At 41.5% G+C, this 12,487-nt stretch carries 11 protein-coding genes; 8 read left to right on the top strand and 3 right to left on the bottom strand.

Annotated features, from left to right (window positions below; all coding sequences use genetic code 11):
- Positions 1-4: 4 nt before the first annotated feature.
- Positions 5-2,566 carry a M1 family metallopeptidase gene (locus BLR37_RS01935; RefSeq protein WP_244154572.1) on the top strand — a complete coding sequence of 854 codons (2,562 nt, stop codon included), beginning with the start codon at positions 5-7 and terminating at the stop codon, positions 2,564-2,566.
- Between the two features lie 160 nt (positions 2,567-2,726).
- Here BLR37_RS01935 and BLR37_RS25630 read toward each other — a convergent pair whose 3' ends face one another.
- Positions 2,727-2,861, bottom strand: a complete 135-nt coding sequence (locus tag BLR37_RS25630; protein ID WP_279615708.1) for a hypothetical protein — start codon at positions 2,859-2,861, stop codon at positions 2,727-2,729.
- A gap of 210 nt (positions 2,862-3,071) precedes the next feature.
- On the opposite strand from BLR37_RS25630, the gene BLR37_RS01930 reads away from it, so the two are divergent.
- The 5 genes from BLR37_RS01930 to BLR37_RS01910 are packed head-to-tail and all read left to right on the top strand — an operon-like array spanning position 3,072 to position 9,111.
- Complete coding sequence (locus BLR37_RS01930) at positions 3,072-4,451, top strand: mercuric reductase (RefSeq protein WP_090763859.1); 1,380 nt, start codon at positions 3,072-3,074, stop codon at positions 4,449-4,451.
- 5 nt (positions 4,452-4,456) lie between these two features.
- Positions 4,457-5,416 carry an ABC transporter ATP-binding protein gene (locus tag BLR37_RS01925; protein ID WP_090763856.1) on the top strand — a complete coding sequence of 320 codons (960 nt, stop codon included), beginning with the start codon at positions 4,457-4,459 and terminating at the stop codon, positions 5,414-5,416.
- The gene (locus BLR37_RS01920) at positions 5,409-6,980 is read left to right on the top strand and encodes an ABC transporter permease/substrate-binding protein (protein WP_090763854.1); all 1,572 of its coding nucleotides are present in this window, start codon (positions 5,409-5,411) and stop codon (positions 6,978-6,980) included. Before BLR37_RS01925 ends, BLR37_RS01920 begins: the two co-directional genes overlap by 8 nt.
- Entirely contained in the window at positions 6,980-8,128 is a 1,149-nt protein-coding gene (gene egtB / locus BLR37_RS01915; RefSeq protein WP_090763852.1) for an ergothioneine biosynthesis protein EgtB, read from the top strand. The genes BLR37_RS01920 and egtB overlap by 1 nt, the downstream gene beginning before the upstream one ends.
- A gap of 8 nt (positions 8,129-8,136) precedes the next feature.
- Complete coding sequence (locus BLR37_RS01910; RefSeq protein ID WP_090763850.1) at positions 8,137-9,111, top strand: L-histidine N(alpha)-methyltransferase; 975 nt, start codon at positions 8,137-8,139, stop codon at positions 9,109-9,111.
- Here the strand turns inward: BLR37_RS01910 and BLR37_RS01905 are convergent.
- Entirely contained in the window at positions 9,108-10,178 is a 1,071-nt protein-coding gene (locus tag BLR37_RS01905; protein WP_090763848.1) for an aminotransferase class V-fold PLP-dependent enzyme, read from the bottom strand. The two genes, BLR37_RS01910 and BLR37_RS01905, sit on opposite strands and share 4 nt — an antisense overlap.
- A gap of 113 nt (positions 10,179-10,291) precedes the next feature.
- Here BLR37_RS01905 and BLR37_RS01900 point away from each other — a divergent pair, with 113 nt between their 5' ends.
- Together BLR37_RS01900 and BLR37_RS01895 are read left to right on the top strand one after the other, a co-directional pair.
- Positions 10,292-10,768 (top strand): DinB family protein, encoded by a 477-nt coding sequence (locus BLR37_RS01900; RefSeq protein WP_090763845.1) that lies wholly within the window; start codon positions 10,292-10,294, stop codon positions 10,766-10,768.
- A gap of 48 nt (positions 10,769-10,816) precedes the next feature.
- A complete protein-coding gene (locus tag BLR37_RS01895; RefSeq protein ID WP_090763842.1) occupies positions 10,817-11,203 on the top strand; it encodes a VOC family protein in 387 nt (128 codons plus the stop codon).
- A gap of 81 nt (positions 11,204-11,284) precedes the next feature.
- On the opposite strand, the gene BLR37_RS01890 is transcribed toward BLR37_RS01895, so the two are convergent.
- Positions 11,285-12,487 carry an acetate/propionate family kinase gene (locus tag BLR37_RS01890; protein WP_090763839.1) on the bottom strand — a complete coding sequence of 401 codons (1,203 nt, stop codon included), beginning with the start codon at positions 12,485-12,487 and terminating at the stop codon, positions 11,285-11,287.

Genomic DNA, 12,487 nt, shown 5'->3' with positions numbered 1-12,487 from the left:
GTTCATGATGAAGATTAACCCTAAATATTTTTTTACTTTTTTAATACTCAGTCAGGCAGCTTTTGCACAACAAAAGAACCAGACTGTTCCGGTTCAACCCGGTGTATCGCTGGCACTGGCCACGCACAGAAGCGCAACCATTAGCAACATTCAATACCAGGTTCATTTTAGTATTCCTGATGAACTAAATACTCCAATTCAGTCGACAGAAAATATTGATTTTAAATTGAATAAGGCAGGAGAGGTGCAGATCGACTTTAAGCAAGATGCCAGTCATTTAAAAGGGCTTAAAGTGAATGGAAAGGCTGTAGCCCTTAACTTTAAGAACGAACATATTGTTATTTCGGCGGCTAATTTAAAAACGGGTAATAACCGTATTGCCATTGATTTTATTGCCGGTAACGAATCGTTAAACCGGAATAAGGATTTTCTGTATGCACTTTTTGTACCTGATCATGCGCGTACTGTTTTTCCCTGCTTCGATCAACCCGACTTAAAAGCTAACTTTTTACTTTCGTTAACTGTTCCAACAGATTGGAAAGTAATGGCTAATGCAAGTAAAAAAGATTCGGTGCTGAACGGAAACGCAATTACCTATCACTTTAATAACTCTGATAAATTGCCAACTTACCTGTTTTCATTTACAGCCGGAAAATATACCTATCTGAGCAGGAAAGTAAAAAACCGCAACATGGAGTTTTTGCACCGTGAAACAGATTCTGCCAAAATTAAACTCAGTGTCGATTCGGTGTTTATCGGGCATAGCGATGCACTCGACTTTTTAGAAGACTGGACGGCGATTAAATATCCTTTTCAAAAAATAGGTTTTGCAGCCATTCCCGATTTTCAGTTTGGTGGTATGGAGCATCCGGGTGAGGTGCAATACAAATCGTCGGCCTTGTTTTTAGATCAGGGTGCTACTAAAGATCAGTTTATTTCGCGTTCAAATCTCATCTCGCACGAAACGGCACACATGTGGTTTGGCGATTTGGTTACCATGAAATGGTTTAACGATGTTTGGATGAAAGAGGTGTTTGCCAATTTTATGGCCGATAAGGTTACGGAAAAGTTAATGGGCAAAAGCACCTTCGATTTAAAGTTTCTGCAAGACCATTACCCGGCAGCCTACGGGGTAGACCGTACATTGGGTGCTAACCCCATCCGTCAGCAGCTGGATAACCTGCAGGAAGCAGGCTCGATGTATGGCAATATCATTTACCATAAAGCACCGGTTATGATGCGTCAGCTGGAACAATTAATGGGCAAAACAGCATTTCAGCAGGGCATACGCGAATACCTTAAACGTTATGCCTATAAAAACGCTACCTGGAACGATTTGATTGTCATTTTAAGCAAATACACCAAAAGCGATCTGTACAGCTGGAACAAAGTTTGGGTAAACCAGCCCGGCAGACCTATATTTAATTACGAAATTAAGTACGATGGCGATAAAATAAGCAGTTTAATACTGACACAAAAAAGTGAAAATGGTGCGCCGCGCGTATGGCCACAGGCTTTTACGCTAAAACTGGTATATGCCAACAGCAGCAAAATTTTAAACATAAATGCTGTAAATGCCAGTACGGTTATTAGCGAGGCCAAAGGTTTAGAAAAACCCAGCTATATATTGTTTAATGCCGATGGTGCAGGCTATGGCCTTTTTCCTATTGATATGGTGATGATGGAGCATCTGGCCATAAGCAATCCGCTTGAGCGGGCATCGGCTTATATCAATGCGTACGAAAACATGCTGGCTGGCAACAGCTTTAAGCCTAAACAATTGCTCAATTTCTACATGAAAGGCTTGGCCACCGAAAAAAATGAAATGAACTTAAGGTTAATTGCCGGCTACCTGACCAATATTTATTGGACCTTTCTTAAACCGGAAACACGGATGGAGCTGCATAAAGATCTTGAAAACGCCATTTGGACAGCGATGCAGCAGCAAGAGCAGCAAAACCATAAAAAGATTTTATTTAATGCCTATCAGAACGTTTACATTGGGGGCGAAGCAGGAGAAAGACTTTATCAGATTTGGTTTAAGCAATCGGCACCTGAAGGAGTTAAACTGCAGGAAGACGATTATAGTAGCCTGGCGCTAACCCTGGCACTTAAAACAGATACAGCCAATAACATTTTAAAAACCCAATTATCGCGCACCAGTAATGCCGACCGTAAAAACAGGTTAATGTACCTGATGCCTGCACTCTCGTTAAATGTTGCGGAAAGAGATCAGTTTGCTGAAAGCTTAAAAATGCGTAAGAACCGCCAGAAAGAAGCCTGGACGACAACTGCACTGGCTTATCTGCATCATCCGTTAAGGCAACAGACCTCCATAAAATACCTGAAACAAAGTTTGGAGCTGTTAGAGGAGATACAGCAAACCGGCGATATATTTTTTCCGCAATCGTGGTTGGCTGCAATATTTTCTAGCTACAACAGTAACGAAGCATACCAGGTTGTACAGGATTTTTTGAAATCGCATCCTAACTATAATGCCAAGTTAAAAGACAAGATTTTGCAAACTACCGATAACCTGAGGAGGGCACAGCAGATCGTAAACTAAAATGATTTAGCGAAGTAAAATGTTGCTTATTTGTTACATTGTTTTTTAATCAGAATTTCTACTTTTGTCGCGAGAGCGTTAATTTAGATGGAAAGGGGTGAACATTAATTTGTTTCGCCCTTTTCTTTTTTTAAGCTGCTCCGGGAAATAGTCACCAATTTTAGTTGAAATCGTCGGTTTCGGCATTCAACCCTTCCAGCAAGGTTTTTAATAAAGTTTCTCTTTTATCATTAATGGATGCATCATCCTGAACGTGAACGGTAAGATCTGTGTTTTCTGTAGCTTGAGTATACATAAGGATAGTTTTGTTAATGTCTGTTTATTTAACGCTCATTTTCCGGTATAGTTTGTAACTTTTTTATTCGATGAAATATTTTATCTGCTTAACCCGCTGTTAAAGAAGATTTAATTTAAAACGAGCAAACTTTGATCGCTTATTTCGGTTATATTTAATCAAAGCAAATAGGCGGTTATAAACAACCTTTTTACCTTAAGCAACAAAACAATGCAACATTACGATGCCATTATTATTGGCGCCGGGCAAGCAGGGGTTCCTTTAGCTAAAAAACTGGCTGAAGCAGGAAAGAAAACGGCGCTGATTGAAAAAAGATATGTAGGCGGTACCTGTATTAACGACGGTTGTACCCCAACAAAAGCCATGGTGGCCTCTGCACGGGCAGTGTATCAGGCCAAAAATGCCCCGGCGCTCGGTGTTGAAACCGGCAAAATCCAAGTAGATTTCAAAAAGATAATCCAACGTAAAGATGATATTGTCAACAGTTTCCGGTCTTCTTCAGAAAAAGGCATCAGTAAAACCAAAGGCCTTAAACTGATTTTCGGCACGGCGAAGTTTAGTGGTAAGAAAGAAATCACGGTTTCACTCACCGATGGCGGAACAGATACTTTAACGGCTGACTGGATTTTTATCAATACTGGTGCAAAAACGGCGCTTCCGGAGATTGAAGGGCTGCAGGACGTAAATTATCTTACCTCTACCACCATTTTAGAACTGGATAAATTGCCCGAAGAACTGATTATTATTGGTGGAAATTATATTGGTCTGGAGTTTGGTCAAATGTTCAGCCGGTTTGGATCTAAAGTAACCATACTCGAAAAGTCGGCCAGTATCCTGGCTAAAGAAGATAGTGATGTCGCTGCAGCATTAACCGGAATTTTAGAGGCTGAAGATATCGGGATTTTAACCGATGTAAGCATCAATAAGGTCGTACAACATCAAAATCAAATCAAGGTATCCATAACCACTGGAAAAAATAAAAAAGTTGTTAGCGGAAGCCATTTACTCGTTGCCGCAGGACGGATTCCGCAAACCGCTGATATAGACCTCGAAAATTGCGGCGTAGAAATCGATGATCATGGGCATATTCTGGTCAATGAAAAACTGGAGACAAACGTAAGTGGCATTTATGCCCTTGGCGATGTAAAAGGCGGCCCATCCTTTACCCATATTGCTTACAACGATTATACCATTGTGTACCGTAACCTGATAGCAGGAACTAAATACTCCATTGCAGAAAGGCCGGTGCCTTATTGCATGTTTACCGATCCACAACTTGGGCGGATTGGCCTTTCAGAAAAGGAGGCTAAGGAGAAAAAGTTAAATTATAAGACAGCTGTATTGCCCATGGAATACGTTGCCCGTGGAATTGAAACCGGCGATACCCGTGGGCTGATTAAAGCCGTAGTAGATGTGGATAGCAAAAAGATACTGGGGGCTGCGGTGCTGGCCAGTGAAGGCGGCGAAATCATGTCGATTTTGCAGCTGGCAATGGAAGGTGGCATCACTTACGATAGGATCAGGTATTGTGTATTTGCGCATCCTACCTATGCTGAATCGCTAAATAACCTGTTCATGAAAATTGATTGAGGGCTATGATCGAACTAAAAGCGGTAAGTAAAAAGTTTAACCATACCCATGCGGTTAACGAGGTTTCGTTTAAAGTAAACGAAGCCGAAACCCTGGTATTATTGGGAACAAGTGGCTGCGGTAAAACCACTACTTTAAAGATGATCAATCGTTTAATCACACCCGATGCCGGCGAAATTTATATAGGAGGCGAAGCCATTGCCAGGCAGGATGGAGATGCACTCCGCAAAAAAATAGGTTATGTAATGCAACATATCGGGCTTTTTCCGCATTATACCATTGCCGAAAATATTGCTGTAGTACCCAAATTGTTAAAATGGCCCAAAGCTAAAATTGAAGAGCGCGTTCACGGATTGATGGAAAAACTACATTTACCAGCAAATACACTAAATATGTTGCCTAACCAGCTAAGTGGAGGACAACAACAACGTGTTGGTTTGGCCAGGGCTTTAGTTGCCGATCCGGCGGTACTGTTAATGGATGAACCTTTTGGGGCACTAGATAATGTAACCCGCACCAGTATTCAGCAAGAATTTAAAGCGTTAGACGAATTGAAACGGAAAACCATTGTGATGGTTACCCATGATGTTCAGGAGGCTTTTGAACTGGCCGATCGCATTTGTTTAATGGATAAAGGCAAGGTGGTACAATTGGGCACGCCAAAAGAACTGCTGTATCAGCCTGTAAACGATTTTGCAAGGAAATTTTTAGCCGGTCAGCAATTAACACTCGAGTTTAAAATAACCAAATTGAGCGATATCTGGTCTTTCCTGCCCAATGCCGCTGCTGCTGAAGAAAAATCGGAGGTGGCAGATGTAAGTGTTTGGGAAGCAATGGAGTTATTAAGATCAACAGGAAAGAATAGACTGCTGGCGGTAGATGAACACGGGAAGATAAAAGCACTCAGTTTTGATCAGTTAACTAAAGGATTTAACCAATATCAAAACCTGCAGGCACATGGGTGAGCAACAGCAAACTTTATGGCAGTTTATGAGTGGGCAGTCTGACAAACTGTTTACCCAAACCTTACAGCATGTTGGTTTAACTTTTATTTCCTTATTGCTTGCCATAGCTGTAGGATTGCCCCTAGGGATATTAATTGCCCGGAAAAGAAAATTGTCTGGTCTGGTATTGGGCATTGCCGGTGTACTGCAAACTATTCCAAGTATTGCTTTGTTGGGGTTTATGATCCCTGTTTTGGGTATTGGTGCTAAACCGGCCATTGTAGCGCTGCTCATTTATGCGTTATTGCCCATTATCAGAAATACCTATACCGGAATTACCGGGATTGATGAATATGTAAAAGAAGCTGCTAAAGCCATGGGAATGAGTGCCAGTCAAATTCTTTTTAAGGTAGAGCTACCTTTAGCCATGCCGGTTATCCTGGCGGGTATCCGTACCGCAACAGTTATTAATGTTGGTGTAGCCACCCTGGCTTCTTTTATTGCGGCGGGCGGACTTGGTGAGTTCATTTTTGGTGGTATATCATTAAACAATACCAATATGATTCTGGCAGGCGCTATCCCTGCAGCGTTACTGGCAATTATTTTAGATCTGCTACTGTCTGTTATTCAAAAAATGGATTTTAAAAGGCTACGCAAGGCAGTTTACATTTTGCCTGTGCTGATTTTGATACTCGGAGGCTTTTATATCTTGCCTTCGGCTTATGGCTCGAGTCTTACAGCCGGTTTTACACCAGAATTTATGGGCCGGCAGGATGGAGATCTGGGTTTGAAATCGGCCTATGGTTTAAAAATCCACACCATTGTAATCAGCGATGCGGTGATGTACAAGGCTGCCTTTTCTAAAGAACTCGATGTAATTAGCGGCTACTCAACCGATGGACGCCTGAAAGCTTTCGACCTGCGCATTTTAAAAGATGATAAAGGCATTTTTCCACCTTATTATGCTGCACCCATTGTGCGGGAGTCAGCATTACAGCAATTTCCACAACTGGAGGCTACATTAAACCTACTGGCCAACAAAATTACCGATTCGGTAATGACTGATTTAAATTACCGTACCGATTACCTTCATCAATCGCCTGAGCGGGTGGCTAAAGATTTTTTGATCAGCCATGGGCTGTACAAAGCCTCCCGAAACGGAAACCGGGGCACAGTTCGGATCGGATCTAAAATTTTTGGCGAACAATACATTCTAGCCGAAATGTACAGCATGCTAATCAAAGGCAATACCGATTACAACGTATCAACCAAAAGCGGGCTTGGCGGAACAAAAATCTGTTTTGATGCTTTAACGAACGATCAGATCGACCTTTATCCCGAATACACTGGTACAGGTTTATTGGTACTCCTGCAGCCCGATCAGCAAATTGCTAAAGCAATGGCACACGATAAAGACAAAACATATCAGTATGTATACGGAGAATTTAAAAAGAAATTCAACATTAGATGGCTTAAACCCATTGGCTTTAATAATTCGTATGCTTTAATGATGCGGGATAAACAATCGAAAGCACTGAATATTAATACGATTACCGACCTTAAAAAATATTTAGATCAAAACTAATGGCATTTACAGAAGAATATTTACAGATCAGGAAATACACCGAAAAAATTTGTGAGCCGCTGCAAACTGAAGATTACGTGGTACAACCTGTAGCAGATGTAAGCCCACCAAAGTGGCATTTAGGCCATACCACCTGGTTCTTTGAAACCTTTATATTGATGCCATTTTCGCTTAATTATCAGGTGTATAACACCGAATATAATTATGTTTTTAACAGCTACTATGAAACGGTGGGTAACCGGGTTATCCGTACTGACAGGGGCAATTTAAGCCGGCCAGGCGTACATGAAATTTACCAGTACCGGGCCTATATAGATGAGGCCATGGTGAAGCTCTTAGCTTCGCCTTTAACTTCGGCGGTTAAGGAATTGCTCAGGCTCGGTTTTAACCACGAGCAACAACATCAGGAATTATTGCTTACCGATATCAAGTACATTTTAGGTAACAATCCGCTTTTTCCGGTGTATGCCGATAAAACAGAAGTTTTAAATGAAGCAATACCGCAGGCAGATTTTATAAGCATTGCGGCAGGAATTTATGAGGTGGGGCATACCGGAGAAGGCTTTTGTTTTGATAACGAACTAAGCCGGCATCAGGTTTACCTTCAGGCTTATGAAATTTGCAGCCAACTGGTAAGCAATGGCGGTTTTATGGAATTTATCGAAGCAGGAGGTTATAGTAATTTTAATTACTGGCATGCAGAAGGATGGGATTGGGTGAAAAATAACCACATTACCAGCCCCATGTACTGGCACCAGATAGAAGGTAAGTGGTTTAACTATACTTTAAAAGGTTTGCAGCCTGTAAATGTTGATGCTCCTGTTAGTCACATCAGTTACTACGAAGCCTATGCTTTTGCAAGCTGGAAAGGAATGCGCCTGCCTACTGAATTTGAGTGGGAAATAGCTGCCAGAAGCTTTAACTGGGGCGAAAGATGGGAGTGGACCGAAAGTGCGTATTTACCTTATCCGGGCTTTAGTAAGGCGCCAGGAGCCATTGGCGAGTACAATGGTAAGTTTATGGTTAACCAAAAAGTACTCCGTGGTGCATCAATCGCAACACCACCAAATCACTCGCGCATTACGTACCGAAATTTTTTTCACCCGCATTTAAGATGGCAATACACAGGCATTCGTCTGGTTAAATAAAAATATATATGAGCACAGCTACTATCGAAAACGCAACAGACAGTAAATTACAGTTCCTGCACGATACCCTAAATGGCTTGCAGGCTAATCAGAAAAGGTTAGATTCCAAGTACTTTTATGATGCCATCGGCGACCGAATTTTTCAGCAGATTATGCAAATGGAGGAGTATTATTTAACGGCGGCTGAAATGGAAATTATGCAACATCAGTCTGCTGATATAGCACAGGCAATATTGGCTGAAGGTTCTCCTTTTGATTTAATAGAACTCGGTGCCGGCGATGCAACAAAATCTATTCACCTGTTAAGATCGTTATTAAATACCAAGGCTACATTTAGCTACTGTCCGGTTGATATTTCTGAACATGTAATTGCCGATTTGCAACAAAATTTGCCTCTTCAATTACCTGGATTGGATGTAAAAGGCTTAAACGGCGATTATTTTGATATGCTGAAACAGGCTACTGAACTTTCCGGTCGCAGAAAGGTAGTGCTGTTTATGGGCGCAAATATCGGTAACATGACCATTGCCGATGCCGAACAGTTTTGTAAAACGTTGAAAAGTTTGCTGGCGCCCGGAGATTTACTTATCATCGGCTTTGATCTGAAAAAAAATCCAAAACAGATTTTAGCTGCCTATAATGATAAAGCAGGAATAACAAGCGCATTTAACCTAAACCTTCTACGACGGATTAACAGCGAGCTGGATGCCAATTTCGATGCCCGTTGTTTTGAGCATTACGCCAGTTACGATCCGGAAACCGGCTCCTGTAAAAGCTACCTCATCAGTTTAACAAAACAGCTGGTAACAATTGGGCAAACGGCTATTCCATTTGCCGAAAATGAGTACATCATGATGGAGATCTCGCAAAAGTATGCACTAAGCGATATCGACAGGTTGGCCAAATTTTCTGGATTCGAGCTACATCAGCGTTTTTTCGATCAGCACCGGTATTTTGTTGATGCAATCTTTAAAGTAGCCTAAGGCTGGTCTAAAATGGCCAGCAGCAGGTCTAATTCGGCTTCGGTATTGTAAAAATGAAACGAAATCCGGGTTCCTGCTCCGCGGGGTGAGCAAATAATTTTAGCGGCCTGTAACTGTGCAACTTTTTTTTCGCCAAGGGGCATGCTGATAATTGTCGACTGGTATTTCCGATCCATTAACCAATCGGCAACCAGGTTACGGCGGTGCAGCGCTAATCTGGCCTTGTTTGATAATGCCTGTACTTTTTGCTCAATGGTATCAAAACCCAAAGCTTCCAGCTGAATCAGGCTTTGATATAATGTACCGAAATTTAAAGTATCTAAATGGCCCGGTTCAAAATATAACGAAAGGTGATCTCTACCTTGTAAAAAAGGCGCAGTAGGTAAATCAGCAAGTTTATTTTTTTGATAAAGATGCTCTTTTAACGCATCAGAAAAAAAGGCATAACCATTTCCATAACCGCCCAAAAGCCATTTATAACCACTGCCAAGCAAAGCATCCAATCCCGATTTTTCAAAATCAAAGACAGTAGTTCCGGTAAATTGAGTGCCATCGCCAATAATTAGCAGCTGCGGATAGCGGCTTTTTAATTGTTGTATCCATGCTTCATCCATCCGAAAACCACTGATGTATTGCACCATGCTAAAAGCCAGTACAGTAGGCTTGAATTTTTCAATGGCCTGAATCAGGTGGTCAGCAAGGTCGGCATCAACTTTAACAATTTGATATTCGAAACCCATGCTGATTACGGGGTAACTAACTGAAGGATATTCCTCCTCAAGCAACAAAAAACGGTGACTTTTATCCAGTCCGTTTAAAAGTGCATTAAAACCCACCGAAAAATTAGACACTAAATAAGTATTTGCAGCTTTCGCACCAAAACAGCTAGCCAGCTTATTTCTAAGTTGGTCAATTACCTGTGCGTTTTCCATCCTGAAAATGCTGCCACCGGCAATAAAAGCTTCATCGTGTGCCTTTCTCCAGGCAGCAAGCTCAGTTGAGAGTAAACCGGAATTGGCGGTGTTTAAGTAAGTACAGGTTTCGAGGATCGGAAAAGATAGCTTCATACCCAAAAATAACAGAATTAGCGGGGAAAGAGATAAAATGTCTCCCGAAAATGAAGATTATACAAACCTATGAGAATTTTACTTGTTAAACCTTTGGGCTTTAATTCATAGATATGGAAAATAATACATCGGTTTTAGTCGCTGAACTTAAAAAACTACTGAATGGCGGTTCTGCACATGTAGGCCTTAAAGCCGCTGTTGCAGATTTACCTTTTAAACTCCTGGGCGAAAAACCCGCTGGTTTGCCTTATAGCATTTGGCAATTGGTCGATCACATTAGAATTGCCCAATGGGATATGCTGGAATTTAGTCGTGACGCTACACATCAATCGCCAAAATGGCCCGACGAATACTGGCCAAAAGCACTTGCCCCTCAAGATGAACAAACCTGGATTGCTGCTTTAGCGCAGATTGAAAGCGATAAAGAAGCTTTTATTCAGCTTTTAGAGTCTGCCGATTTATATGCGGAGATTGAGCATGGCGATGGGCAGAGCATTTTGCGGGAGGCCTTACAAATTGCCGATCACAACGCTTATCATATTGCCGAAATTGTAGTGATACGCCGTTTACTAGGTGCCTGGAAAAGTTAATTGAACAAAAGAAGCGCTCGTTAATGTTTGAACTTAAATAATACAGTTATGTTAAAAAATAGAGAAGTATTCAGCTCGTTTTCTGTAAATGATATACAGGAAGCTAAAGATTTTTACCAGGGCACACTCGGTATCGAAGTAAAAGACAGTCCGATGGGAGTGATCGAGTTACAGATTTCAGGCTCAAATAACGTGCTTATATATCCCAAACCTAATCATATTCCGGCAACGTTTACAGTTTTAAACTTTCCTGTCGATAATATTGATGACACGGCCGATGAACTGATTGCTAAAGGGGTGAAATTTGAGCTTTATCACACTGAACACATCAAAACAGACGAAAAAGGGATTTCCCGCGATAATGGTGGGCCAAATATCGCCTGGTTCAGAGATCCTGCAGGTAATATTCTATCGATTCTGGAAACCACAGACTAAGGTATACCTGAATGACTGATTTTTGAATGAAAATCGGACTATAGGATATTCCATTATTCAAAAATCAGTCATTGCTTAAAACTACGCAACAGTTAACAAATCGAAACACTGGTGCGCAATTTCATACTCTTCGTTGGTAGGGATTACCAATATTTTTACTTTTGAATCTGCATTGCTAATTTCCTTTAATTCGCCTGCATAAGCCTTGTTTGCTGCTGCATTGAGTGTAATGCCTAAATACTCAAGGCCGGAGCAAACTGCTTCACGCATCTGACTATCGTTTTCTCCTACACCGGCCGTAAATACCACGGCATCTATACCGTTCAGAACGGCAGCGTAGGCACCTATAAATTTTTTAATGCGGTAAGCGTATAACTGGAGGGCTAAAATAGCAGCATGATTACCTTCATCGGCCATTTTTCTGATATCGCGCATGTCACTCGAGCCACCTACGCCCAAAAGCCCCGATTGTTTGTTCAATAAAGTACTTAACTGCTCTAGTGTATAACCCGAATGCTCCATCAGGTGGAAAATAACCGATGGGTCTATATCGCCCGATCGGGTGCCCATCATTAACCCACTTAGCGGGCCAAAACCCATGCTGGTATCAACCGATTTGCCATTGCTGATTGCGGTAATGCTACAGCCATTACCTAAATGCACACTGATAATTTTGCTATCTTTTTTATTTAACCATTTTATGGCCTGTTCGCTTACATATTTATGACTGGTGCCATGAAAACCATATACCCTGATGCTATCTTCTTTGTAATACCACTCAGGTATGGCATAGCGGTAAGCCTGCTCAGGTATAGTTTGGTGAAAGGCCGTGTCAAAAACGGCTATCTGTTTAGCTTTAGTAAAGGTTCTCTCAGCTACTTCTATACATTTGTAATTTACAGGGTTATGTAATGGAGCAAGCGAAAAGAGTTTTTTAATCTGTTGTTTTACTTCATCTGTAATTAAAGTTGGTCCGGCAAAATGTTCGCCGCCATGTACCACACGGTGTCCAACTGCTGCAATATCATCGGGACTTGCAATTACCGCAAATTCACCTTCGCTAAGCAAAGTCAGTACCTGTTTTAAGCCTTCTCCGTGACTGGCAATAAATGCAGCTAGTTCGATGCTATGCTTATTGCCATGGGTATAAACGTTATGTTTGATAAAAGAGCCTTCAATGCCAATGCGTTCTACCAAGCCACTGCAAACCGGGGCTTTTTCAGGCATTTTAAAGAGCTGGTATTTTAAAGAACTGCTTCCTGAGTTAATAACTAAAATATTCAT

The sequence above is a fragment of the Pedobacter soli genome (assembly GCF_900101435.1).
Taxonomy (GTDB): Bacteria; Bacteroidota; Bacteroidia; order Sphingobacteriales; family Sphingobacteriaceae; genus Pedobacter; species Pedobacter soli.
Note: the sequence above shows the minus strand (reverse complement) of the source record. Positions and strands in the feature narration are given on the sequence as shown.

Coding starts and splice junctions, on each gene's coding strand:
- BLR37_RS01935 (WP_244154572.1), top strand. CDS start 5: ATGATGAAGATTAACCCTAAATATTTTTTTACTTTTTTAATACTCAGT.
- BLR37_RS25630 (WP_279615708.1), bottom strand. CDS start 2,861: ATGTATACTCAAGCTACAGAAAACACAGATCTTACCGTTCACGTTCAG.
- BLR37_RS01930 (WP_090763859.1), top strand. CDS start 3,072: ATGCAACATTACGATGCCATTATTATTGGCGCCGGGCAAGCAGGGGTT.
- BLR37_RS01925 (WP_090763856.1), top strand. CDS start 4,457: ATGATCGAACTAAAAGCGGTAAGTAAAAAGTTTAACCATACCCATGCG.
- BLR37_RS01920 (WP_090763854.1), top strand. CDS start 5,409: ATGGGTGAGCAACAGCAAACTTTATGGCAGTTTATGAGTGGGCAGTCT.
- egtB (WP_090763852.1), top strand. CDS start 6,980: ATGGCATTTACAGAAGAATATTTACAGATCAGGAAATACACCGAAAAA.
- BLR37_RS01910 (WP_090763850.1), top strand. CDS start 8,137: ATGAGCACAGCTACTATCGAAAACGCAACAGACAGTAAATTACAGTTC.
- BLR37_RS01905 (WP_090763848.1), bottom strand. CDS start 10,178: ATGAAGCTATCTTTTCCGATCCTCGAAACCTGTACTTACTTAAACACC.
- BLR37_RS01900 (WP_090763845.1), top strand. CDS start 10,292: ATGGAAAATAATACATCGGTTTTAGTCGCTGAACTTAAAAAACTACTG.
- BLR37_RS01895 (WP_090763842.1), top strand. CDS start 10,817: ATGTTAAAAAATAGAGAAGTATTCAGCTCGTTTTCTGTAAATGATATA.
- BLR37_RS01890 (WP_090763839.1), bottom strand. CDS start 12,487: ATGAATATTTTAGTTATTAACTCAGGAAGCAGTTCTTTAAAATACCAG.